This is a genomic window from Pantoea sp. USMM079, assembly GCF_037153115.1.
In the GTDB taxonomy this organism is placed as follows: Bacteria; Pseudomonadota; Gammaproteobacteria; order Enterobacterales; family Enterobacteriaceae; genus Pantoea; species Pantoea communis.
The window spans coordinates 36,101-56,901 of the sequence record NZ_JBBCKX010000007.1 but is presented as its reverse complement, the minus strand read 5'-3'; the positions used below and the strand labels follow the sequence as shown (position 1 = coordinate 56,901).

At 53.4% G+C, this 20,801-nt stretch carries 24 protein-coding genes and 1 pseudogene; 10 read left to right on the top strand and 15 right to left on the bottom strand.

Going from position 1 to position 20,801, the window contains the following annotated elements; translation table 11 throughout:
* The first annotated feature begins 37 nt into the window (after positions 1 to 37).
* The 4 genes from dacA to lipA all read left to right on the top strand — a co-directional run bounded on the left by dacA (position 38) and on the right by lipA (position 3,534).
* A complete protein-coding gene (dacA, locus tag WFP70_RS12355) occupies positions 38 to 1,249 on the top strand; it encodes a D-alanyl-D-alanine carboxypeptidase DacA (RefSeq protein WP_034829047.1) in 1,212 nt (403 codons plus the stop codon).
* Between the two features lie 159 nt (positions 1,250 to 1,408).
* The gene (gene ybeD / locus WFP70_RS12350) at positions 1,409 to 1,672 is read left to right on the top strand and encodes a DUF493 family protein YbeD (RefSeq protein ID WP_034829045.1); all 264 of its coding nucleotides are present in this window, start codon (positions 1,409 to 1,411) and stop codon (positions 1,670 to 1,672) included.
* A gap of 69 nt (positions 1,673 to 1,741) precedes the next feature.
* The gene (gene lipB / locus WFP70_RS12345; RefSeq protein WP_337023520.1) at positions 1,742 to 2,392 is read left to right on the top strand and encodes a lipoyl(octanoyl) transferase LipB; all 651 of its coding nucleotides are present in this window, start codon (positions 1,742 to 1,744) and stop codon (positions 2,390 to 2,392) included.
* A 176-nt stretch (positions 2,393 to 2,568) separates the two neighbouring features.
* Positions 2,569 to 3,534 carry a lipoyl synthase gene (gene lipA, locus WFP70_RS12340; protein WP_034829042.1) on the top strand — a complete coding sequence of 322 codons (966 nt, stop codon included), beginning with the start codon at positions 2,569 to 2,571 and terminating at the stop codon, positions 3,532 to 3,534.
* Positions 3,535 to 3,666: 132 nt separating this feature from the next.
* Here lipA and tatE read toward each other — a convergent pair whose 3' ends face one another.
* The 6 genes from tatE to WFP70_RS12310 form a co-directional block, all read right to left on the bottom strand.
* Positions 3,667 to 3,870, bottom strand: coding sequence for a twin-arginine translocase subunit TatE (tatE, locus tag WFP70_RS12335; RefSeq protein ID WP_034829040.1), 204 nt, complete (start codon positions 3,868 to 3,870; stop codon positions 3,667 to 3,669).
* 106 nt (positions 3,871 to 3,976) lie between these two features.
* A complete protein-coding gene (locus WFP70_RS12330; protein ID WP_337023521.1) occupies positions 3,977 to 4,747 on the bottom strand; it encodes an amino acid ABC transporter ATP-binding protein in 771 nt (256 codons plus the stop codon).
* Positions 4,744 to 5,694: an amino acid ABC transporter permease gene (locus tag WFP70_RS12325; protein ID WP_058960807.1), complete on the bottom strand. Its 951-nt coding sequence runs from the start codon at positions 5,692 to 5,694 to the stop codon at positions 4,744 to 4,746. The genes WFP70_RS12330 and WFP70_RS12325 overlap by 4 nt, the downstream gene beginning before the upstream one ends.
* A complete protein-coding gene (locus WFP70_RS12320) occupies positions 5,691 to 6,578 on the bottom strand; it encodes an ABC transporter substrate-binding protein (RefSeq protein ID WP_097117441.1) in 888 nt (295 codons plus the stop codon). The genes WFP70_RS12325 and WFP70_RS12320 overlap by 4 nt, the downstream gene beginning before the upstream one ends.
* Positions 6,579 to 6,599: 21 nt before the next feature.
* Positions 6,600 to 7,394: a deaminated glutathione amidase gene (locus WFP70_RS12315; RefSeq protein ID WP_034829032.1), complete on the bottom strand. Its 795-nt coding sequence runs from the start codon at positions 7,392 to 7,394 to the stop codon at positions 6,600 to 6,602.
* Between the two features lie 2 nt (positions 7,395 to 7,396).
* Positions 7,397 to 8,356, bottom strand: coding sequence for an ABC transporter substrate-binding protein (locus WFP70_RS12310; RefSeq protein ID WP_045816520.1), 960 nt, complete (start codon positions 8,354 to 8,356; stop codon positions 7,397 to 7,399).
* Positions 8,357 to 8,491: 135 nt separating this feature from the next.
* Between WFP70_RS12310 and WFP70_RS12305 the strand changes: the two genes are divergently transcribed.
* Positions 8,492 to 9,847 carry an aminotransferase-like domain-containing protein gene (locus WFP70_RS12305; protein WP_337023522.1) on the top strand — a complete coding sequence of 452 codons (1,356 nt, stop codon included), beginning with the start codon at positions 8,492 to 8,494 and terminating at the stop codon, positions 9,845 to 9,847.
* On the opposite strand, the gene WFP70_RS12300 is transcribed toward WFP70_RS12305, so the two are convergent.
* From WFP70_RS12300 to WFP70_RS26785, 4 genes are all read right to left on the bottom strand, one after another.
* Complete coding sequence (locus tag WFP70_RS12300; protein ID WP_034829026.1) at positions 9,825 to 10,256, bottom strand: GNAT family N-acetyltransferase; 432 nt, start codon at positions 10,254 to 10,256, stop codon at positions 9,825 to 9,827. The genes WFP70_RS12305 and WFP70_RS12300 overlap by 23 nt on opposite strands.
* A 357-nt stretch (positions 10,257 to 10,613) precedes the next feature.
* Positions 10,614 to 10,823: a transcription antiterminator/RNA stability regulator CspE gene (cspE, locus tag WFP70_RS12295; protein ID WP_034829024.1), complete on the bottom strand. Its 210-nt coding sequence runs from the start codon at positions 10,821 to 10,823 to the stop codon at positions 10,614 to 10,616.
* Between the two features lie 150 nt (positions 10,824 to 10,973).
* Positions 10,974 to 11,546, bottom strand: a complete 573-nt coding sequence (pagP, locus tag WFP70_RS12290) for a lipid IV(A) palmitoyltransferase PagP (RefSeq protein WP_442956344.1) — start codon at positions 11,544 to 11,546, stop codon at positions 10,974 to 10,976.
* A 602-nt stretch (positions 11,547 to 12,148) separates the two neighbouring features.
* The gene (locus tag WFP70_RS26785) at positions 12,149 to 12,232 is read right to left on the bottom strand and encodes a membrane protein (protein ID WP_017346848.1); all 84 of its coding nucleotides are present in this window, start codon (positions 12,230 to 12,232) and stop codon (positions 12,149 to 12,151) included.
* Between the two features lie 259 nt (positions 12,233 to 12,491).
* Between WFP70_RS26785 and WFP70_RS12285 the strand changes: the two genes are divergently transcribed.
* Positions 12,492 to 12,737, top strand: a complete 246-nt coding sequence (locus tag WFP70_RS12285; protein WP_008103719.1) for a hypothetical protein — start codon at positions 12,492 to 12,494, stop codon at positions 12,735 to 12,737.
* A 108-nt stretch (positions 12,738 to 12,845) separates the two neighbouring features.
* The gene (locus WFP70_RS12280; protein ID WP_337023524.1) at positions 12,846 to 13,928 is read left to right on the top strand and encodes a malate/lactate/ureidoglycolate dehydrogenase; all 1,083 of its coding nucleotides are present in this window, start codon (positions 12,846 to 12,848) and stop codon (positions 13,926 to 13,928) included.
* A gap of 47 nt (positions 13,929 to 13,975) precedes the next feature.
* Here the strand turns inward: WFP70_RS12280 and gntT are convergent, their stop codons facing one another.
* Positions 13,976 to 15,292 (bottom strand): gluconate transporter, encoded by a 1,317-nt coding sequence (gene gntT / locus WFP70_RS12275; RefSeq protein ID WP_045816524.1) that lies wholly within the window; start codon positions 15,290 to 15,292, stop codon positions 13,976 to 13,978.
* Positions 15,293 to 15,417: 125 nt separating this feature from the next.
* On the opposite strand from gntT, the pseudogene WFP70_RS12270 reads away from it, so the two are divergent.
* Positions 15,418 to 16,730, top strand: a pseudogene (locus WFP70_RS12270) (iron-containing alcohol dehydrogenase).
* Positions 16,731 to 16,882: 152 nt separating this feature from the next.
* Here WFP70_RS12270 and WFP70_RS12265 read toward each other — a convergent pair.
* The 3 genes from WFP70_RS12265 to WFP70_RS12255 all read right to left on the bottom strand — a co-directional run bounded on the left by WFP70_RS12265 (position 16,883) and on the right by WFP70_RS12255 (position 18,883).
* Positions 16,883 to 17,710: a Cof-type HAD-IIB family hydrolase gene (locus WFP70_RS12265; RefSeq protein ID WP_337023525.1), complete on the bottom strand. Its 828-nt coding sequence runs from the start codon at positions 17,708 to 17,710 to the stop codon at positions 16,883 to 16,885.
* A 108-nt stretch (positions 17,711 to 17,818) separates the two neighbouring features.
* Positions 17,819 to 18,292, bottom strand: a complete 474-nt coding sequence (locus tag WFP70_RS12260) for an RcnB family protein (protein WP_034828301.1) — start codon at positions 18,290 to 18,292, stop codon at positions 17,819 to 17,821.
* A gap of 102 nt (positions 18,293 to 18,394) precedes the next feature.
* Positions 18,395 to 18,883 carry a hypothetical protein gene (locus tag WFP70_RS12255; protein ID WP_337023526.1) on the bottom strand — a complete coding sequence of 163 codons (489 nt, stop codon included), beginning with the start codon at positions 18,881 to 18,883 and terminating at the stop codon, positions 18,395 to 18,397.
* A 214-nt stretch (positions 18,884 to 19,097) separates the two neighbouring features.
* On the opposite strand from WFP70_RS12255, the gene WFP70_RS12250 reads away from it, so the two are divergent.
* The gene (locus WFP70_RS12250) at positions 19,098 to 19,265 is read left to right on the top strand and encodes a hypothetical protein (RefSeq protein ID WP_337023527.1); all 168 of its coding nucleotides are present in this window, start codon (positions 19,098 to 19,100) and stop codon (positions 19,263 to 19,265) included.
* Here the strand turns inward: WFP70_RS12250 and WFP70_RS12245 are convergent.
* Complete coding sequence (locus WFP70_RS12245) at positions 19,238 to 19,477, bottom strand: DUF1272 domain-containing protein (RefSeq protein ID WP_058960815.1); 240 nt, start codon at positions 19,475 to 19,477, stop codon at positions 19,238 to 19,240. The two genes, WFP70_RS12250 and WFP70_RS12245, sit on opposite strands and share 28 nt — an antisense overlap.
* A gap of 182 nt (positions 19,478 to 19,659) precedes the next feature.
* On the opposite strand from WFP70_RS12245, the gene WFP70_RS12240 reads away from it, so the two are divergent.
* Complete coding sequence (locus WFP70_RS12240) at positions 19,660 to 20,763, top strand: AI-2E family transporter (protein WP_160867887.1); 1,104 nt, start codon at positions 19,660 to 19,662, stop codon at positions 20,761 to 20,763.
* The last annotated feature ends 38 nt before the right edge of the window (positions 20,764 to 20,801 follow it).

The following is a 20,801-nucleotide window of genomic DNA, read 5'->3' as shown; positions in this document are numbered from 1 at the left end:
TTTTCACTCTTAGCCCACGGATGTTGTAGTCCTTAACATGAATACGCTGAAACCCTCTCGTTTTCTGAAACGCCTGACAGTGGGATCACTGGTCGCCCTTTCTCTCAGCCATGCCGCCTTTGCGGACGATGTTAACCTTAAGACGATGATCCCGGGCGTCCCGGAAATCGATGCTGAAGCTTATGTGCTGATCGATGCCAACTCAGGTAAAGTCCTGGCCGAAAAGAACGCCGATGCGCGCCGCGATCCCGCCAGTCTGACCAAAATGATGACCAGCTATGTGATTGGTCAGGCGGTCAAAGCAGGCAAAATCCATAACGATGATATCGTCACCGTCGGTAAAGACGCATGGGCCACCGGTAATCCGGTGTTTAAAGGCTCGTCACTGATGTTCCTGAAGCCAGGCGATCGCGTACCGGTTTCTCAACTGACGCGCGGTATCGTGTTGCAGTCAGGGAATGATGCCTGTGTAGCGATGGCCGATTACGTTGCCGGCAGCCAGGATGCGTTTGTTAGCCTGATGAATAACTACGTTGGCGCGTTGGGTCTGAAAAACACCCACTTCCAGACCGTGCACGGCCTGGATGCTGAAGGTCAGTACAGCTCGGCGCGTGATATGGCGCTGATCGGCCAGGCATTGATTCGTGATGTGCCGGACGAATACTCGGTCTACCGTGAAAAAGAGTTCACCTTCAACAATATTAAACAGATGAACCGCAATGGTTTACTGTGGGATACCAGCCTGAACGTTGACGGTATCAAAACCGGTCACACTGATGCGGCAGGTTACAACCTGGTGGCTTCTGCTACTGAAGGCCAGATGCGTTTGATCTCTGCCGTCATGGGCGGTCACACCTATAAAGGTCGTGAAACCGAAAGTAAAAAGCTGCTGACCTGGGGCTTCCGTTTCTTTGAGACCGTCGCACCTCTGAAAGCAGGCAAAGAGTTCGCCTCTGAGCCGGTCTGGTTTGGTAACAGCGATCGTGTCCAGTTAGGCGTTGAAAAAGATGCCTACCTGACCATTCCACGCGGCCGTATGAAAGACCTGAAAGCCAGCTATGTACTGACCAATACCGAACTGCATGCACCGCTGCAGAAAAACCAGGTGGTGGGCAGCATCAACTTCCAGCTGGATGGCAAAACCATTGAACAGCGCCCGCTGGTGGTCCTGAACGAAGTGCAGGAAGGCGGCTTCTTCAGCCGTATCATTGATTACATCAAACTGATGTTCCATCACTGGTTTGGCTAAGACGCTTGAAAAATCGTCTGTCTGATACCATATAATTACAAACCCCCGTTTCAAACGTATAGGGGAGGCTGGAAAGCCTCCCTTATCGATTTTTATGCATCACCTGTTGTAGGGGCGGCCTTCGGGCTTCTCTTCTCAATTTTAAGCACCGGAGCCAACATGAAAACCAAACTGAATGAACTGCTCGAATTCCCTACCCCCTTCACCTATAAAGTAATGGGTCTGGCGCAACCGGAGCTGGTTGATCAAGTGGTTGAAGTGGTGCAGCGCCACGCCCCCGGCGACTATACCCCGGCAGTGAAACCGAGCAGCAAAGGTAACTACCATTCGGTTTCTATCACCATCACCGCAACGCATATCGAACAGGTAGAAACCCTGTACGAAGAACTGGGTAACATTGATATCGTGCGCATGGTCCTGTAATACCCGCGCTGGCAAAGGCGGCTTTGCCAGCGTTATACTCAGCCCTTCACTCTCTACCGGATCTCCGCTTTGTCAGCTAACACGCTTCTTGTTCGTCAACTGGGCCAGCGCGACTGGCAACCTGTCTCCGATGCGATGCATCAGTTTACCGATCAACGTGACAGCAGCACTGCCGATGAAATCTGGCTGGTGGAACATCATCCGGTGTTTACCCAGGGCCAGGCAGGCAAAGCCGAACATCTGCTGATGCCGGGCGATATTCCGGTTGTGCAGAGCGATCGTGGCGGCCAGGTGACGTATCACGGGCCTGGGCAACAGGTGATGTACGTGTTGATTGATATTAAACGTCACAAAATCGGTGTCAGAGAGCTGGTCACTGCGCTGGAGGAAACCGTGATCGCCACCCTGGCGGATTATGGTATCGCTGCGCGCGCACGTGCCGACGCACCCGGCGTTTATATCGGCGATGACAAAGTGTGCTCATTAGGCCTTCGCATTCGCAAAGGGTGCTCCTTCCACGGCCTGGCATTAAATGTGGCGATGGATCTGGCACCTTTCCTGCGCATCAATCCCTGCGGTTATGCCGGCATGCGCATGACGCAGTTAAGTGAAAAGCAGCCGGGCGTCACAACCGCCGACGTACAACCCCGTTTGGTACAACATTTCGCCCGCTTAACGGGTTTCACCCAGCTTGAATGGCAAAATGATGCCAGGGTCTGACCTTGACTGTCTGTGCTCATTTACAAAATTGTAACTTTAGCACTCGCATATCGGCTGCTTATGCGCAGTCGAAATGATATAATTTTTGCCATATTTTCAAATAAAGTTGAAAGCCTGGTTCTCAGTTTGAGTGAGGAAGCTTTCAAATCGCAATCCCGACCGGAACCTGCAGATTTATGAGTAAACCAATTCAGATGGAACGTGGCGTCAAGTATCGCGATGCCGACAAAATGGCGCTGATTCCGGTGAAAACCGTGATGGTCGAGCGTGAAGAGATTCTGCGTAAGCCGGAGTGGATGAAGATCAAACTGCCTGCGGATTCCAGCCGCATTCAGGGTATTAAAGCCGCCATGCGCAAAAATGGTCTGCACTCGGTGTGTGAAGAGGCCTCCTGCCCTAACCTCGCTGAATGTTTTAACCACGGCACCGCCACCTTTATGATCCTCGGTGCGATTTGTACGCGTCGTTGCCCATTCTGCGACGTCGCCCACGGTCGTCCAAATATGCCTGACGCCAACGAACCGCTGAAACTGGCACAAACTATTGCCGATATGGCGCTGCGTTATGTGGTGATCACCTCGGTTGACCGCGACGATCTTCGCGACGGCGGGGCTCAGCACTTTGCCGATTGCATCACTGCCATTCGCGAAAAAAGCCCTAACATCAAAATTGAAACGCTGGTGCCTGACTTCCGTGGTCGTATGGATCGTGCGCTGGAAATCCTCACCGCCACGCCGCCAGATGTGTTCAACCACAACATGGAAAACGTGCCACGCGTTTACCGTCAGGTACGCCCTGGCGCCAACTACGACTGGTCGCTGAAGCTGCTGGAGCGTTTCAAAGAAGCGCATCCGGACGTGCCAACCAAGTCTGGCCTGATGGTCGGATTGGGTGAAACCAATGCGGAAATCGTAGAAGTGATGCGTGACCTGCGTCGTCATGGTGTCACCATGCTCACACTCGGCCAGTATTTACAGCCAAGCCGCCATCACCTGCCGGTACAGCGCTATGTGAGCCCGGCAGAGTTTGATGAGATGAAAGAGGAAGCCATGGCGATGGGCTTCACCCACGCGGCCTGTGGCCCATTCGTCCGTTCTTCTTATCATGCGGATATGCAGGCCAAAGGGCTGGAAGTGAAGTAATCGGTTCTGCGGGTGTGACGCCCGCAGCCAGGCTTTTTTCACCCGTGCCAAAAAACAAAAACCAGACTGGAAGCAGTCTGGTTTTTTTATCAACGTCATAAACATTTACACTTATTGACGTTTGAAGTCGGATTACTCTTTGTGGCTCACGCGTTCAGCCGGCGCTTCTTCAGCGGTGCTTTTGGTTGCGGTGGATTCATCGTCTTTCATGGCTTTCTTGAAGCCTTTAATGGCGGAACCCAGATCACCACCCAGTGAACGTAACTTGTTGGTACCAAACAGCAGTACAATAAGTGCACCGATGATCAGCAGTTTGGCAATGCTGAAACCTTCCATACTTTACCTTTCAACCTTAGCGAAAACAGACATAACTATTAACGCGCAGTTTATCAGCTGTCACAACTGGAATCTGTAACAGATTACGATCAACACCCGCGCAACATTAAATAAAGCGGCTCAAAAAGGCCTGCGTACGCGGGTGCTGTGGATTACCGATCACCTGCTCCGGTGTTCCCTGCTCCACCACCACGCCGCCATCCATAAATACCACCCGATCCGCCGCCTCACGTGCAAAGCCAATCTCATGTGTCACCACGATCATGGTCAGACCACGATCGGCCAGCGTGCGCATCGTCGCCAGCACCTCTCCCACGAGTTCGGGGTCCAGCGCGGAAGTCGGCTCATCAAACAGCATCAACGCCGGTTTGATGGCTAACGCACGAGCAATCGCCACACGCTGCTGCTGGCCGCCGGAAAGATGGCGTGGCCAGGCATCGGCTTTGTCACTTAATCCCACCGTTGTCAGCAGCTCGCGTGCATGCTGTAGCGCTTCCTGGCGGGGAAACTTGTGCACGCCAATCGGCGCTTCGATGATGTTCTGCAGCACAGTCATATGCGGATAGAGGTTGAACTGCTGAAACACCATGCCGATCTTCTGACGCTGGTGAGCAATCCGCCGTGCCGACAGGCGATGCAGAATTCCGCGCTTCAATTCGTAGCCAATCTGCTCGTCACCCACCATAATGGAACCGGCATTCATATCTTCCAGATGGTTGATGCAGCGCAGGAAGGTCGATTTACCCGAGCCCGATGGCCCGAGAATCACCACCACTTCGCCTGGAAACACATCCAGATCGATCCCTTTCAACACTTCGTTATCGCCATAACTCTTCTGGACATTGCGCGCAGAGACCAGCGGCTGAATCTCACTCATACATCCTCCTTCAGCTGATGTGTGGCTGCGACAGCCGTGTCTGTCCGGCGTTTATTCACCACGGTACGTTTGGTGCCGCGTGCGTAGTAGCGTTCAATTGCTGACTGCCCAATATTCAGGATCGACGTGATCAGCAGATACCAAATCACGGCCACCATCAGCATCGGGATAATTTCAAAGGTGCGGTTATAAACGGCCTGCACCGAGTAAAGCAGATCGCCCATGGCTATTACGCTGACCAGCGACGTCGCTTTGATCATACTGATCAGCTGATTGCCGGTGGGAGGAATGATGGATCGCATCGCCTGCGGAATGATGATGCGACGCAGCGCACGACTGCGGCTCATGCCAAACGCCTGAGTGGTTTCCACCTGTCCCTGATCCACAGACAACAGCCCAGCGCGAATGATCTCCGCCATATACGCCGCTTCATTCAGTGCCAGTCCGGCAAACGCAGCGGTCAGCGGCGTAATCAGATCGTTGGTATTCCAGCTGGCGAAGGTAATATCTGTCCAGGGTACGGTAATCGAAATGTTCGGAAACAGCGTCGACAGGTTGTACCAAAAGATCAGTTGCACCAGCAGCGGCGTGCCCCGGAAAAACCAAATGTAGAGCGACGAGATACCGCTCAGCAGTTTGTTTTCCGAAAGACGCCATACCGCCAGCAGCAGCCCCAGCAGCGTACCGAGGATCATCGAGACCACCGTCAGCCCGAGCGTCACCTGCAGCCCTTTCATCACCGAACCTTCGGTGAACCACTGCAACACCACTTTCCATTCAAAATTGGGATTGGTCGCCACCAGCCAGAGAAAGTTGGCCGCGACCACCAGTACCACAATCCATGAGATCCAGCGTCCATAAGTGGGCGCACTGCGGGCGAAAGCGACATCGCGCTGCTGCACGTTGGCCTTATCCCTGGCTCGCGTATTGTGGGTGACCGGATTCATTTTGCTGTCCCCTGCGCCAGATTACGACCCGGCTGCTGCAAGATATTGCCGTCGAGTTTCCACTTCTTCATGATCGCCGCGTAGGTGCCGTTGGCGAACAGCTCTTTATAGGCGTCGAGTACTACGTTGCCCAGTTCGGAACCTTTTGGTACCACCGTGCCCTGGAAAATATCGCCAAAGCCGTTTTTCTGTCCTTTACCCGAAAGCTCCAGCTGGCCATTGGCTTGCTCAATAAAGTAGGTCAGCGGCGCCTGAGAAGAGAAGAATGCATCAGATCGCTTAGAGCGCACCGCCAGAATCGATGAAGGCTGATCGGTAAAGGATTGCACCACCACCGCGGGCTTGCCCGCAGCGACGCAGGCATCCGACTGTTTACGAATCACCTGCTCGGCAGAACCGGCCGCCATCACGGCGATACGCTTGCCGCAGGTGTCTTCCAGACCGTTAATTTTCGCTGGATTGCCCTTCTGCACGCCGAATACCACGAACTCCTGCACAAAATCGATGAAGTCGACTTTCTGCTGACGATCGGGATAGTCGCCAATCGGCCCAATCGCCATCTGATAACGGCCCGAGTTAATGCCAGCTAAAACACCCGACAAACCGCTGACCGTGGCATGTTCAATTTTCACACCCAGCAATTGAGCCAAAGCATTCGTCAGGTCGGCTGAGGCGCCGTCCATCGAATGTGGACCGTTCACGATCTCATAAGGAGGAAACGATCCGTTGTTTACCGAAATCATTTTTCCAGCGCTTTTAATCTCTGCTGGCAAGCGGTCATGCAGCGCCTGATCAACTTTCTGCGTTGGGATAGTTTCCGCTGCCTGCACTGCGCTGACTGTCAGCCCCAGCGCCAACGTTATTGCTGTTGTAAGTTTATTCATGAGCCAGTTCCCCAAAATCTATCAAAGTGGTTTCAGTTCAGGACGTGCAAAACGGCGGTTTTCCAGCACCGGCAGTACGCTACGTGCGTAGGCAATACGTTGTGGATCGAGGTCGGCGAACACCAGTGCCGCCGACTCTGGCGCTTTGGCTATCGCCACGCCGAGAGGATCGATGACCAGACTGTTGCCGATGTTACGCGGGCCACATTCGCCCACGGCCACCATGTAACAGGTGTTTTCCAGTGCGCGTGCCGTACACAGCAATTCCCAATGCATCTCTTTCAGCGGGCCTTTGACCCACGCGGCAGGCAATACCAGCACATCAGCACCGTCCAGCACCAGACGGCGCGCCAGTTCCGGGAAGCGCACGTCGTAGCAGGTCATCAGGCCCACTTTCATCCCCGCCACTTCCACCAGCGGTGGGATTTCGTTGCCTGGATTCACGCGCTGTGACTCCTGCATCGCAAACGCATCATAAAGATGCAGCTTTTCGTAGGCGGCGATGAGTTCACCGTTGCGAATGGCAATCAGCACGTTGAGCGCCTTGTTGCCCTCTGTCGGCACGTGCACGCTCATCATGGTGGTTAAATCGTTGCCCTTACTGACCGCCAGCAACTGTGTGATGAAAGGGCCATCCAGCGGCTGTGCGGCTTTCAGTACCAAATCAGGGTCGGCAATATCACGCGCCAGCACGCCTTCTGGCAGGACCAGTAAATCCGCGCCTCCAGCAAGTGCATTGTTCATTAAACCGATGCAGATATCGGTGTTTTCCTGCCATTCCCGGCTGACAGCAAACTGCCCCATTGCAACTTTCATCTTCACTCCCCTTGCACTGCTGCCGGGAAAATCGCTTCCGGCGTCAGTAATGTTTTGGTTAAGCCTTGCTGGAACAGCTCGTTAGCAAAATCGGCGATCATCTTTTTGTTAGCGGAGAATCCGTTTTGATTCCAGTCCGCCGGTAATTCCTGCGCGGTACGTCGCAAATCATCCAGCAGCCACGGTGTGGTGTCGGCGTATTTCTCGCGTTTCTGCATCCACATCTGGTACGAACGATCGATGATTTCGCTTAACGCCTGCGGCAGCCAGGGATGCATTTCCGCCAGTGCCGGTTTCATCGCCAGCAGATGGATACCCGGCACGTAGCCGACGCGATTAAAGTAGTCGCGCTCGGCGGTCACAAAGTCGTTTTGCAATTGACGCAGGCCAGAATTTTTCAGGAAGAAACCTTCTGGCATAAACGGCGTGAACACCGCATCCAGCTCACCGGCCTTCAGCAGTTCGATCAGCGGGCGCTCACCCGGTGCCGGCTCAATGCGACCTGGACGGCCGAAGCCTGCGAGGCGATCCACAATCGGATGCTCTTCGGTTAGACGGCCGGCAAACCAGTACGCATCATCGATCTCCACGCCAGCTTCACGCAGCACGGTGCGCGTCCAGGTGTTGCCAGAATCCTGCCAACCGGTCACACCGATTTTCTTGCCTTTCAGCTGAGCGGGCGTGGTAATCGGGCTGTCGGCGGTGGTGATGATGCAGCGCTGGCGGAAGCCGCGCATCAGGAAGTGCGGCAGGCCGAGCAGTGCGTTATCCCCTCTGGCGCATGCCTGAGCATAGCGGCTGAATGACACTTCACCCGCGTCGTATTTGTCGCTGGTCGCGAGGTTATCAACCAGCGTGCCCACGCGGTCAATCTCTAACGTGAAGCCTTCCGGTTTGATGTCGCCGAGTGCCAGCGGGGTGAAATAATCCCAGTCACGCACCGCCAGTCTGATGGTTACCATAATTGTGCTTTCCCCGTTTTCGGCCAGAGATCTGGCGCTGTTTATTTATTCAGCAAATAGTGCTTGAATTTGAGTCTAAAACGCGAATACTAATCTGAACAATCAATTCTTTGTTACTGAACAAATGATTTTCTTATGACGCAAACGGTAGATGTCGAGTGGCTTAGCCATCAAATAGACGATGCTTCGGTAAAGGGAATAACGCTTACCGCCTCATCCTTAATTCGGGACGGCCAAATTGCTGTTGGCATGCAAATGCCTGCGGTGCGCGAACTGGCGGAGCGGCTGGGCGTCAGTCCGGCAACCGTTTCTGCTGCCTGGGCGCAACTGAAGAAGCAGAAAGTGCTGGCGGGTAAAGGACGCAGTGGCGTGTGGGTGTGTGGCAACAGCGTACTGCCACGCCCTATCCGCTTTGAGAAGATTGGTAACTACGGCGAGAACATCCGGGCGGCGCTGGCGATGGCGTCACCCGATCCGGCGTTGCTACCCGATCTTAAACGGGCGATCCTCGCGGGGATTGCCTCGCCTGAGTTAAACAGCTATCAGCGCGAGGCGATTTCCCCGCAATTGCAAGCGGCCATCAGTCCACGCTGGCCCTATCCGGCGGAAGCCTGGTTAGCCACTGATGGCGGTTTTGATGCCATGAACCTGATTGTGCAGACGCTGTTGTCGCCGGGCGATCGGGTGGTGATTGAAAATCCCACCGCCACCCGTTTGCTGGATATGCTGGAAAATATCGGCGCAGAAATTTTGCCGCTGCCCTGTGATGATCAGGGGCCGATACCCACGGCACTGGCCACACATCTGCAAAAATCACCGGCGATGTTTATCTATCAGCCGCGCACGCATTCCGCCACCGGCTACAGCGTGACTCAGCGTCGCAGCGCCGAGCTGGCGCGGGTGCTGGCGAACAGTACCACGATGATTGTCGAGGATGATGGCATTGGCGATCTGTCGCGCTGGCCGGCCTGGAGCCTCGGTTTTCACTTCCCGGAACGGGTCATCCACGTGCACTCATTCTCCAAAGCCTACGGCCCGGATCTGCGACTGGCGGCGCTATCCGCGACGGCAGACATGGTGAAACGCTTACAGTCGTGGCGTAACTTCGGCGTCAGCTGGACCAGCCGTATCTTGCAGGATGCGGTGGCATGGATGCTCACCGATGAGGCCACACAGCAGAGCGTTCAACAGGCGAAGACCGTTTACGCGCAGCGTCGCCAGCAGTTACTGGCGGCACTGGCAAAACGCGGAGTGGTGCTGGAAGAGCGAGATGGGTTGAGCGTACAGATCCCGGTGGAATCAGAGCAGTACGCCATGATCACCCTGGCAGCACGCGGCATTGCTGTACTGCCGGGAGAACGCTGTTGCCTCAACGGCGAGCCCTTTATTCGCGTCAGTGCTTCACTGCTCCCGTTCGATCAGCTTGAAAGCATTGCTGACGCGCTGGTCATCGCCACCGGGCGTGAACTTAAAGCGAGCCCAGATCTTTGATGTGATAACGCGGAGATTCTACATAGCCTTCACGCGAGTAGAACTGGTTGGCTTTAAGGCGGGAAGCGTGACAATGCACTTCCATGCGATCGCAGCCCCGTTCACGCGCTAGCTGCTCGGCATGGCTGAGCAGCTGTTGGCCACTGCCTTTACTACGCTCGCCTTCCGCAATGCAAAAATAGCTGATGCGGGCGAAATCACCGGGCAGCGCCAGTTGGGGGATAAAGTGCAAAGAGAGAAATCCCAGAACCTGATTACCGTGTTCTGCCACCAATAAAATTTCGTCGGGATGGCTGCATAACTGCGCCAGACGTGTATCAATAAACTTTTCTGTGCCGCTGTAACCCAGTTCGGTTAACAGCGCACTCAGGGCAAAACTGTCTTTTGCCAGTGCCTGACGTATATTCATCCTGCCTCCTCATGAGTCCTTGCATGCAGTTATATAGCGTTGTTGCGTAAAAAGCTGCAAGTAAGGATTGTTATGAGAATGTTACTGCCAGGTTCTGTGAAATACGCCGCAGAATGTGCCCTGTCATCAGACTGTCATCACGGCTTAAGGTTGGCTTAACCTGGCTTTGCGATGCTGAGTGAAATACACCTCTGGGGCGCGCACATGAAAAACCTGATTCCACGTAGCTACAATGAAGTGATGGCGCTTTTCGTCGCCATGGCGGCCGTGTTGGGCTATTCCCTGACCTGGTGGCACATGTAAAAAGGACAAAAAAAACCCGCCATTAGGCGGGTTTTCAAAATTCTAACTGTTAACTTACAGAGCGATAACGTTAGCAGCAGATGGGCCTTTAGCGCCGTCAGTGATTTCGAACTCTACACGCTGACCTTCAGCCAGAGTTTTGAAACCATTGCTCATGATTGCAGAGAAGTGTACGAATACATCTTTGCTGCCATCTTCTGGAGTAATGAAACCGAAGCCTTTCGACTCATTAAACCACTTAACGTTACCTTTGATCTTGGACATCTATATTACCTTTACATGAAAAATGGACACTAAACTGTGTCGGCATCTAGTACAGCAATTGCGGTGACATTTGTCCAGTGAGAATTGATGAAAAAGTGATAAATATTGATTTTTTGCATCCCCTTCACACTTTTTGACGCTTTTCACACGCTAAAACTGGAATCTCAGCCAGGCAAAATAGACGTTGCCGTTATTATAAGTTCCTGGAATATAAGTCATTTGGAAAGTGGCTGGCCCATATCCTATTGATGCTAATGGCAAAACCAGTGGAACCGGGATATAGCGCCAGTTATCTCTCGCGGTGACGCCCGCGGTGTAGCCTGCACCGATGTGGAAATTCTGATCGTTCAATGGCCGCCAGGTCGCTTCCCAGCCATAGCCAGCGATAGGCTCCCATTTGTTGAACGAGTCTTTGAACACCATGGCATAGAGCCCATGCCAGTTGCCTTTCTCATCCCAACGAGAGACACCGCCCCCTGCACCCCACGGCCGCTCGTTGTACTTTTCGATATGCTCGTCATCATAGGTCCAGCGGTTATGCCAGGTGATAGCGGGCAGGTAAAAGTCATGATGCTGTGGCTGCGACCAGGTTTGCTCAACATTGGTGCTAAATGTGTTCCATCCCGCCTTAATGGCTTGCGATGTTGTGACTGCTGATGCCGAAAACGTCATGGGTAACGTCAAAATTCCGCCCAAAAGTGCGGATAAAATGTGCCGATTCACAAAAAAATCCTATTAAGTCATCTCTTAAATTCGCCCCCCAGTAAAAAGGCGCATTCGGTGAGTGGGCGATTATTAGCGCAACAACTTAAAACGATATCTAAAAAGGCGGCTAAAAACTCCAGGGATAGTCTGCGTTACAACATTATTTTCCGATGATTTAGATTAGGTTGTGGTTTTTCTATAGAAAGAAATATCCCGGTCGTCAGGAAAAATGCACATTAAATGCACTCATAGCGTGATAATCACCCAGAGAGACAACTTAATTTTCAGTAACTTAACGACAATCATTTACACTGGAAATAAATTAATTAAATTTATGAATTGAACTCTGAGGGCGAATAAGATAAATCTCATCTTTCCAGGATGGAGAGGGAGGAACATTGAAATGACGATTCGCTGTCGACGTTGCGGCTGCGCTAAATTTTATTTCACATTGCCGAAAGTGGAAGAGGATAGAAATAACCCACACCATGGTGCGTGTTGCGCGGGTTGTGATAAACCGATTGACTGGCGGGACTTGATTCCGGCAATGCTCACATTGAGCGAATTTGCCGCGTCCCGGGCAGAATAAAGAATTCAGGCACCTCAGGTGCCTGTTCATGCTAAAAAATCAGTTTGAATACACCCGTAATCGTCAGTAATCCCACGATAAAAATGATGGCAATAATCCACAGAATTATTTTCATTGTTCGCTCCTTCAGTGATGAAAAATAACGCGCCTGTTATCCAGTATAGATGATCATTCTGCGTTCGCTGTGCAGTGCGAGCACTGTCACGCATGGTGATGAGCGTTGCCTTCCGTTCAGTTTTATTTCTGCGAGACGGGTCGCATGTCGCGATTTTATCTCTCTCTCCCGCTGCGCACCGCCGGCTCGTGCTGTCTAAACTTACAGCGCCTCTAGCAGGCCTCAATTGTTATCACTGCCTACGTAACAAGGAGATCTTATGAGCACGATTAATACCAGCATGGGGCGTTACAGCCTGAAGGCAAAGGATTACGGCAACCACATCAGTGGCAGCATTGCTATTAATGATGAAGGTGGCACCCAACTCACCATGCAAGAGTTTGAAGAGCATTACCTTGACGATGTCGTCAACAATGTCATTTATCCGGTCACGGGTGGGAACCGTGAAATTACCCGCGCGTTGCGCGATCAGATGGTGAAAGCGGGCTTTGAACAGCCGCATTGAGTTTTTGGGCCACAGATTGTGGCCCTTTGCTTTTGATAACACTCACTTGCGGTAATGATAGCTTTAAGCGCAGGATACATTATCGAACATGACAAGGAGATTGACCGCGTGAGTGCCCTTTACCGACTTCCCCCTTCCCAGTTACATCAATTTGTTCAGGCCATTTGGTTACATGCCGGCTGCAGCGCCGAAGAGTCACGTTTAGTGGCTGACCATCTGGTGGCCGCCAATCTGGCCGGTCACGATTCACACGGCGTAGGAATGATCCCGAGCTATATGAGTTCGCTGAAGCAGGGATTCCTGCAGCTGAACCAGCACACCACCATTGAAAAGGATGCCGGTGCGGTGCTCACCCTGCACGGACATAACGGCTTTGGTCAGGTGGCGGCACATCAGGCGATGCAGTTGGGTATTGAGCGTGCAGCGAAGCTGGGTATCGCTGCGGTCGGCTTACACCACTCTCACCATATTGGTCGTATCGGTCATTGGGCGGAACAGTGCGCAGCTGCGGGATTCGTCTCTTTCCATTTCGTCAACGTGATGGGTGATCCGATGGTTGCGCCCTTTAACGGTAGCGACCGTCGTTTTGGCACCAACCCCTTCTGTGCCATCTTCCCACGCCAAAATGCCAAACCGCTGCTGCTCGATTTCGCTACCAGCGGGATTGCCTACGGCAAAACACGCGTGGCGTGGAACAAAGGGCAACAGGTCGCGCCCGGTTATCTGATCGATCATCAGGGGCAGCCCACCACCGAACCCGGCGTGATGCATCAGGCACCTTATGGCTCGCTGATGCCCTTCGGTCTGCACAAAGGTTACGCGCTGGCCACGATGTGCGAAATTCTGGGCGGTGCGCTTTCCGGTGGTCGCACCACGCACGATGCCACGCTGGTCAGCAGCCATGACGCCATTTTCAACTGCATGACCACCATCATCGTTAATCCCGAAGCGTTTGATGCCCCGGCGATGCAGGAAGAAGCAGAATCGTTCCTCGAATGGGTAAAACGCTCGCCACAAAGCGGCGATGCACCGATTCAGGTGCCGGGTGAATGGGAAGAACAGAATCGTATCGAACGCGATCGCGAGGGGATTCCGCTCGACAGCAACAGTTGGGAACAGATTTGCGCAGCGGCATTACAAGCGGGCATGTCCGATGAAGAGCTGGCGGCCTTCCGCGCGCTGGCGCAGTAGACCCCAGTAATAAGAAAGCTGAGGCACATCGCCTCAGCTAATTTCCTTCAGATCACGTTAGCCAGCAGCAAACAGCCGACCAAACCACACACCGAAATAATGGTTTCCAGCGCGGACCAGGAGCGGATGGTTTCACCGATGGTCAGGTTGAAGTATTCCTTGAACAGCCAGAAGCCCGGATCGTTGACGTGAGAGAAGATCACGCTGCCGGAACCCACGGCAATCACCATCAGTTCCGGGCTGGCACCGCTGGTGGCAATCAGTGGTGCAACGATCCCGCCGGCGGTAATCGCCGCCACGGTGGCTGAACCCAATGCGATACGCAACACCGCCGCGATGGACCACGCCATAAAGATCGGCGATACGTTGGTCTCGTGCATCATACTCGCGATGTATTTATCGACGCCGCTGTCCACCAGCACCTGCTTGAACGCCCCGCCGCCACCAATGATCAACAGCATCATGGCGATGATTTTGATCGAGTCGGTGATGGTGCCCATCACTTCATCCATGCTACGTCCACGGTTCAGACCAAAGGTGAAGATGGCGATCAGCACTGCAATCAGCGTTGCCATAATCGGGTCACCAAAGAACTCCGCATACGGCAACAACAGATGCCCTTTCGGCAACACCATCTCCGCCACGGCACGCAAGGCCATCAGCACTACCGGCACTAACGCCGTCCAGACGCTGACGCCAAAGCCGGGCATTTCCGCTTCGGTAAAGGTTTTCGGGTTCCACAAACCTTCAGGAATCGGTTTGTCGATGCCTTTCAGGAAGCGCGCATACACCGGGCCCGCCAGAATCACGGTCGGAATACCCAGCAGGGTGCCATACAGCAGCGTTTTACCCATATCGGCGTTGAACAGCGTCGCAATCGCCGTTGGACCTGGATGCGGAGGCAGGAAACCGTGCGTCACCGACAATGCCGCAGCCATCGGCACGCCGACGTACAACAGCGGCACACGCGCCGACGCCGCGATGCTGAACACCAGCGGCAGCATCAACACAAAGCCCACTTCATAGAACAGCGCGAAGCCCACCGTGAAGCCGGTTAAGACCAGCGCCCACTGAATGTGTTTTTGACCAAATTTAGCAATCAGCGTGGTGGCAATACGCTGGGCACCGCCGCAGTCAGCCAGCAGTTTTCCCAACATCGCGCCAAAGCCCATGATCAGCGCCAGACTACCAAGTGTGCCGCCCACGCCGGTTTTGATCGATCCAATCACTTTGTTGACGGGCATACCCTGCATCATGCCCACCGCCAGCGCGACCAGGATCAGCGCAATAAATCCGTTCAGCTTGAAGCGAATCATTAACAGCAGCAGTAAGGCTACGCCAATCGCCACATAGAGTAATGGCATAATTTTTCTCCACTTTTGCGCACGACAGCATGTCGGCAGCGGTTTGTTTTGTTGATCCCAAAGGACAGTCGATTCGGTGACATCGCTGAGAGGCACGCGGTCTGCCGCACAATGTTACGGGTATCATGTTAAGGGTAACATTGCGTACAAAGCATCAGCCGTGCGGGGGGAATTTCTGTTTTGCGAAGGTGATCAACTTTTTGCCAGGCAGTTATCAGAATGTTTGCAGCGGGGGCGTCACCGCTTTTGGTTACACTAAGGTCTTTATGCCCTTCAAAAAAAGGATCTGCAGGTGAGTGAGAATCTGATCGAGTTGTACAGTAATCAACAAACCCTGTTTGGACGTGGCAGCATTGACCGTTTATTGCCGCTGCTGGCTGCCCATCCCCAACCGACGTTGCTGTTTTGTGGCCGCTCTTTCCTTAACGGTCCCGCCTGGCAAAGACTGGGTGCGGCACTCAATGACCAGATTTTGGGCTATGAAATTGTCAGCCATGAAGCCTCGCCCGATGAAATTGATGCCTGGGTGAATCGCTGGCGCGGCCATGTGGATCGCGTAGTGGCGATCGGCGGCGGCAGCGTGCTGGATGCGGCTAAAGCTTTCAGCGCCATGATGCAGCATCCGCTGAATACCGCACGTTACCTGGAGAAAGTGGGTGATACGCCGGTTCAGGCGATCACTCTGCCGCTGATCGCCATTCCCACCACAGCGGGAACGGGCAGTGAGGCGACGCAAAACGCCGTGGTGACCGATCAGCAGCATATTCAGGTGAAAGCCTCGTTGCGCCATCCGGTGTTTGTGCCACAGGTGGCAATTCTGGATGCCGATTTGCTCAAGGGCACACCAGATAGCGTACTGGCCACCTGCGCCATTGATGCCTTTACTCATCTGTTCGAGGCGTACCTGTCGCGCAAAGGCAATCTGTTTACCCAACAAACGGCGCTGAATGGGCTGCGGCTGTTCTTTCAGGCATGGCCAAACCTGAATCGTGACGATGCCCAAGGTGATGAAGCGCGGGAAGCGATGATGATGGCTTCCTGGCTGGGCGGTGTCTGCCTGAGCAGTGCGGGATTGGGCGTGATTCATGGGATTGCCGGTGAACTGGGCGCCATCAAACCTTTCCATCACGGAGAAGTGTGCGGACGTTTGCTGTTCCCATTCCTCGATGTGCTGGCGGAAACCGAGCACGCTGAACAGCAGCGTTTGATGGCACAGCTGGGGCAAGCGCTACTACCGGACGATCCGGCGCCGCCCGCGCTGGCGCTGAAAGCCTGGCTGCAGCAGCATGCGATTGTGCCATTCTGGCAGGATGGGCCGACCTTGAGCGCTACCGACGTTGACTGGATTGTCGCGCGCGCCAACAGTAAAAACGGTTGGGTCAGCTACGATGCGCCAACCCTCACCGAGATGATCACCGCAGCCTGGCATGTGGCATAACAACGGTTGATTGCGACGGTGCGGGCGCGCCAAAGCACGCCCGCACAGCATGACTTTCCCGCCAATGTCCTGCGCCCGCGGTGCCGCTGCATCTCGCTGCGCCTGGTATGCGTAGCGCATCGGCAAAGCATTAATTGAGCCCTAAATGACGCTCAGCTTGCAAACGGCGCTTTGCCCGCCAGCATCTGTTCAATCACCTGCAGTACGCCCTCTTCATTGTTGCTGGGCGCTTCATAGCGTGCGGCATCTTTCACTTTTTGCGGTGCATTCGCCATGGCGAAGCTAAAGCCCGATTGCTGCAACATCTCCAGATCGTTACCGCCATCGCCAAACACCAAAATCTCGCTGCGATCGATGCCCCAGCGTTTGCTGAGCAGATCGAGCCCATGCCCTTTGTGATTGCCTGGCACAATCAGATCCACTGAGCCGTGGCCGCTGGACGTCGCCGCAGCCGAACCCTGATGCAGGCGTTCGATATCGGCCATTAACGGTTCAACATAATCATCGGAAAGATTGAGGGCGAACTTGAAGAGTTTGTCATCCGCGACCTCATCGAGGCTGCGAATCGGCTTCAGACGATGGCAGTAGTGGCGCATCTTCACCAGCCAGCTCTCGTCGAGACCTTCGAAGTAGTAAGCACTTTCACGTCCGCAGAGGATATAACGCAGTTCCGGGTAGTGCCCGTTGTGCAGGGTGTCGAGTACCGCATCGATATCGTCACGGCTGAATGCGCCGCAGAACAGCTCTTCATCGCGATCGATGATCCATGCACCGTTTTCGGCGACGAAGGCAATTTCGCTGGAGATATCGGGGAAGAAGGATTTGAGTTGGTAATATTGATTGCCACTGGCGACCACAAATTTGATGCCGCGCCGTTTCATCTCTTCATAACAAGCCTGAAAACGAGCCCGGTTGTACTGCTTTTTATCGTCGAGAAAGGTGCCGTCCTTGTCTACTGCCACCATTTTTACCACGGTCATCATGACTCCTTAGCGCGTTGTAGGGAAAAAAGGGTCGCATAGAGAATAACCTGGTGAGGGCAGAAAGCAGAGAGAAACACGGATGGCCGTAGCCATCCGTGGGGGAGATTAGTTAAATGCGCCGTTCAGCAGCAGCGAGGTGATCACGCCAGTGGCGGCAGCAATCAGGACGTAATTACCGTCAATGTAAGACCAGTACTCACCGCGCGGCGGCTCTGGCAAACGGCGTTCACGCCAGTCATCTACGCGATAGTGCGGGCCACGGAATTCTGGCGGCATCGGGTGACCGCGACGGAAGTCATGGCCGTTCCAGGCGAAGTGATCGCCGTCATGGTGTCCATCTGGGCCACGATGGTCGGCATAACGGTCATGATGATCCGGGCCACGGTCCGGGCCATGGTTGTAGCCATGATCGGGGCCGCGATCACCGCCATGGTCAGGGCCACGCCCATGATCCTGATGCTGGTCGCCGCCGTGCTGCTGCCAGCGCTGGTCGCCCGGGCCATCTGCCCAGGAGACGGAAGAGAACAGTGTGCTGCATGCAATAAGTGAAGCAATAAGACTTAATGTTGTTTTTTTCATGATGTTGCCTCCAATGATAACGGCAGTTACTGCGCCGTCGAGAGACACTATTCACCAATCAAAAGCAAAAGAGGATTTCCAAAACTCTTAAAAACCGCAGACTTACATTAAATTACTGCAAATTAGCGATTTCTTAACGATTGTGTCTTTTCTGACATTATCTGGTCTTAAAGTCAGCGGATTCATACTACAGCGGAGAGGAAAGAAACCCGATCGCGAGGATCGGGTGGAGAATGCTATTTCCATAAATTGCATAAAGCGGGTAAACCCTAAAATTGAGGGTAAAACTGAAGCACACAACGCCACATCACTAGCATTGCGGATAAACAATACCATTTTAAAATGCAAAATTCTTTTAAAAACCCCTGCTTTTCGGAAAAAACCGTAAAAATAAAATGGCGCAGAAAAATAATCTGCTGTGCGAGGGATCTGATGCACAAATAAGGTCTGTGCTCTGACCAGAATAGCGGTTTGATAAATTTCGCACCGTCGTGGTGATAGAAACGAACCTGCCCCCAACGATAACCACACAACCACCATTCGATAAAACACTGCTAAATCAATACCATTCCCTTCAACCTGCGTCGGCAAACCCTTTCATTAACCAGACTTCAGCGTTATTCATCAATTTACCCGGCATTAATACGTTAGAATCCTGCAGCACCTCGATTAATTCACAATCGTGATTAATATCGCGCTAAATATAGCGCAGGCTTTAACTCGCTTAATGGATTTTTATTTCAACTTCGATATCAGCGTTAGAATATTACGTTACCGCTGCGATTTATTTCCGAAGGATGGAGTCATGGAAAGAATATTAGTTAGTGCCTGCCTGATGGGATTGACGGTTCGTTATAATGGCAGCGATAAGTTACTCATCTCTCGCACGCTGCTGCGCCAGCATGGCATCGAAGTCTTCAACGAAGCGCAGCTTGACGAACTCATTCAGCGTGTCGCGGAAGCCGATAAATGACGCGTGGTCGAAGCCGGATGGCGTGCTAACGCCGCCGCCGGACGCACCGGACGGCGCACCAGTTCCCCCTCACAGTTTGGGCAGCGATGATTCAGCGTGGTTTCCACGCACTCGACACAAAAGGTGCATTCGAACGAGCAGATGCGTGCATCGGGTGAGTCCGGCGGTAAGTCTTTATCACAGCATTCGCAGTTGGGACGCAGTTCCAGCATGGTTCATCTCCAGTCAGATTTTTCACCATCATCACCGCGATTCAACCCTTGCACCAGCCCGCTTGCAGACATCAGCAGGACAAATCGGGACATCCGATGTCCACACGCGTGGCCTAAAAGCATTACATTCCGCTAATCACGTTCTATAGTTCAATCGCCACGTTTACTCACGAGACAATTGAATGCGTATTAAAGGACTTAACTTCGGCTTCTTTATTGTTATTTTGGCGATAGTCACCTACGCCTTTTTTGATGTGCTGACACCATACTTCTCTGCCATTTTTTGGGCAGCCATTCTGGCGGTGATCTTCCATCCGCTGAAGTCATTGCTGCGCCGCAAAATGGGCGATCGTAACGGGCTCGCTGCCTTTGCCACTCTGGCGATCATCTGTCTGATCGTGTTCACGCCATTAGCGATTATCACCTCGTCGATGGTAGTTGAAGTCAATACTGTTTACACCAAACTGCAGAACAGTTCGTCACAGTTCCCGACGGTGTTTGCCGAATTAATGCAGCACTTACCGAACTGGGCGCAGAGTTATCTCGCGGAACACAACCTCAACAATGCCGGCCAGATTCAGCAGAAACTGTCTGAATTTGCCCTCAAAGGCGGCCAATACATGGCAGGCAGCGTGTTCATGATCGGTAAAGGAACGTTCACCTTTACGGTTGGCTTCGGCGTGATGCTGTATCTGCTGTTCTTCCTGTTGAAGGATGGCCCATGGCTGGTCAATCTGATACTGGAAGCACTGCCGCTCTCTACTTACGTGAAGCATCACCTGATGGTGAAATTTGCCGCCGTCTCACGCGCTACCGTCAAAGGCACGGTGGTGGTCGCGGTGGTTCAGGGCGTGTTGGGCGGTCTTGCCTTCTGGTTCACCGGCATTGACGGCAGCTTGCTGTGGGGCGCACTGATGGCGTTCCTGTCGCTGATCCCGGCGGTCGGTTCCGCCATCGTTTGGGTGCCTGCGGCGATCTTCTTCTTCGCCACCAGCGCGATATGGAAAGGTCTGTTCCTGGTCGGCTTCTTTGTGGTGATCGTCGGTCTGGTAGACAACATTTTACGTCCGCTGCTGGTCGGAAAAGACACCAAAATGCCTGACTACTTGATCCTGATCTCGACGCTGGGCGGCATGGAAGTTTACGGTATCAATGGCTTTGTCATTGGCCCGTTGATTGCCGCGCTGTTTATCGCCTGCTGGAACCTGCTCTCCGGGCGCGACAACCGCGACAATGTCGAGGAGATCGACGAAGAGTTTATTGAAGAGGGGAAATCTCGCGAGTAAGGCCTTTCCCTGTCAGGCGGTTGCTGCACACGGCAACC

What these genes read in the sequence shown, in the direction of transcription:
- WFP70_RS12310 (WP_045816520.1), bottom strand. Translation starts at nt 8,356, where the DNA reads ATGGTAACCATCAGACTGGCGGTGCGTGACTGGGATTATTTCACCCCG.
- WFP70_RS12305 (WP_337023522.1), top strand. Translation starts at nt 8,492, where the DNA reads ATGACGCAAACGGTAGATGTCGAGTGGCTTAGCCATCAAATAGACGAT.
- lipA (WP_034829042.1), top strand. Translation starts at nt 2,569, where the DNA reads ATGAGTAAACCAATTCAGATGGAACGTGGCGTCAAGTATCGCGATGCC.
- WFP70_RS12285 (WP_008103719.1), top strand. Translation starts at nt 12,492, where the DNA reads ATGAGCACGATTAATACCAGCATGGGGCGTTACAGCCTGAAGGCAAAG.
- WFP70_RS12260 (WP_034828301.1), bottom strand. Translation starts at nt 18,292, where the DNA reads ATGAAAAAAACAACATTAAGTCTTATTGCTTCACTTATTGCATGCAGC.
- WFP70_RS12315 (WP_034829032.1), bottom strand. Translation starts at nt 7,394, where the DNA reads ATGAAAGTTGCAATGGGGCAGTTTGCTGTCAGCCGGGAATGGCAGGAA.
- WFP70_RS12240 (WP_160867887.1), top strand. Translation starts at nt 19,660, where the DNA reads ATGCGTATTAAAGGACTTAACTTCGGCTTCTTTATTGTTATTTTGGCG.
- WFP70_RS12325 (WP_058960807.1), bottom strand. Translation starts at nt 5,694, where the DNA reads ATGAATCCGGTCACCCACAATACGCGAGCCAGGGATAAGGCCAACGTG.
- cspE (WP_034829024.1), bottom strand. Translation starts at nt 10,823, where the DNA reads ATGTCCAAGATCAAAGGTAACGTTAAGTGGTTTAATGAGTCGAAAGGC.
- WFP70_RS12320 (WP_097117441.1), bottom strand. Translation starts at nt 6,578, where the DNA reads ATGAATAAACTTACAACAGCAATAACGTTGGCGCTGGGGCTGACAGTC.
- ybeD (WP_034829045.1), top strand. Translation starts at nt 1,409, where the DNA reads ATGAAAACCAAACTGAATGAACTGCTCGAATTCCCTACCCCCTTCACC.
- WFP70_RS12245 (WP_058960815.1), bottom strand. Translation starts at nt 19,477, where the DNA reads ATGCTGGAACTGCGTCCCAACTGCGAATGCTGTGATAAAGACTTACCG.
- WFP70_RS12330 (WP_337023521.1), bottom strand. Translation starts at nt 4,747, where the DNA reads ATGAGTGAGATTCAGCCGCTGGTCTCTGCGCGCAATGTCCAGAAGAGT.
- gntT (WP_045816524.1), bottom strand. Translation starts at nt 15,292, where the DNA reads ATGCCATTACTCTATGTGGCGATTGGCGTAGCCTTACTGCTGCTGTTA.
- WFP70_RS12300 (WP_034829026.1), bottom strand. Translation starts at nt 10,256, where the DNA reads ATGAATATACGTCAGGCACTGGCAAAAGACAGTTTTGCCCTGAGTGCG.
- dacA (WP_034829047.1), top strand. Translation starts at nt 38, where the DNA reads ATGAATACGCTGAAACCCTCTCGTTTTCTGAAACGCCTGACAGTGGGA.
- tatE (WP_034829040.1), bottom strand. Translation starts at nt 3,870, where the DNA reads ATGGAAGGTTTCAGCATTGCCAAACTGCTGATCATCGGTGCACTTATT.
- WFP70_RS26785 (WP_017346848.1), bottom strand. Translation starts at nt 12,232, where the DNA reads ATGAAAATAATTCTGTGGATTATTGCCATCATTTTTATCGTGGGATTA.
- WFP70_RS12250 (WP_337023527.1), top strand. Translation starts at nt 19,098, where the DNA reads ATGGAAAGAATATTAGTTAGTGCCTGCCTGATGGGATTGACGGTTCGT.
- WFP70_RS12265 (WP_337023525.1), bottom strand. Translation starts at nt 17,710, where the DNA reads ATGACCGTGGTAAAAATGGTGGCAGTAGACAAGGACGGCACCTTTCTC.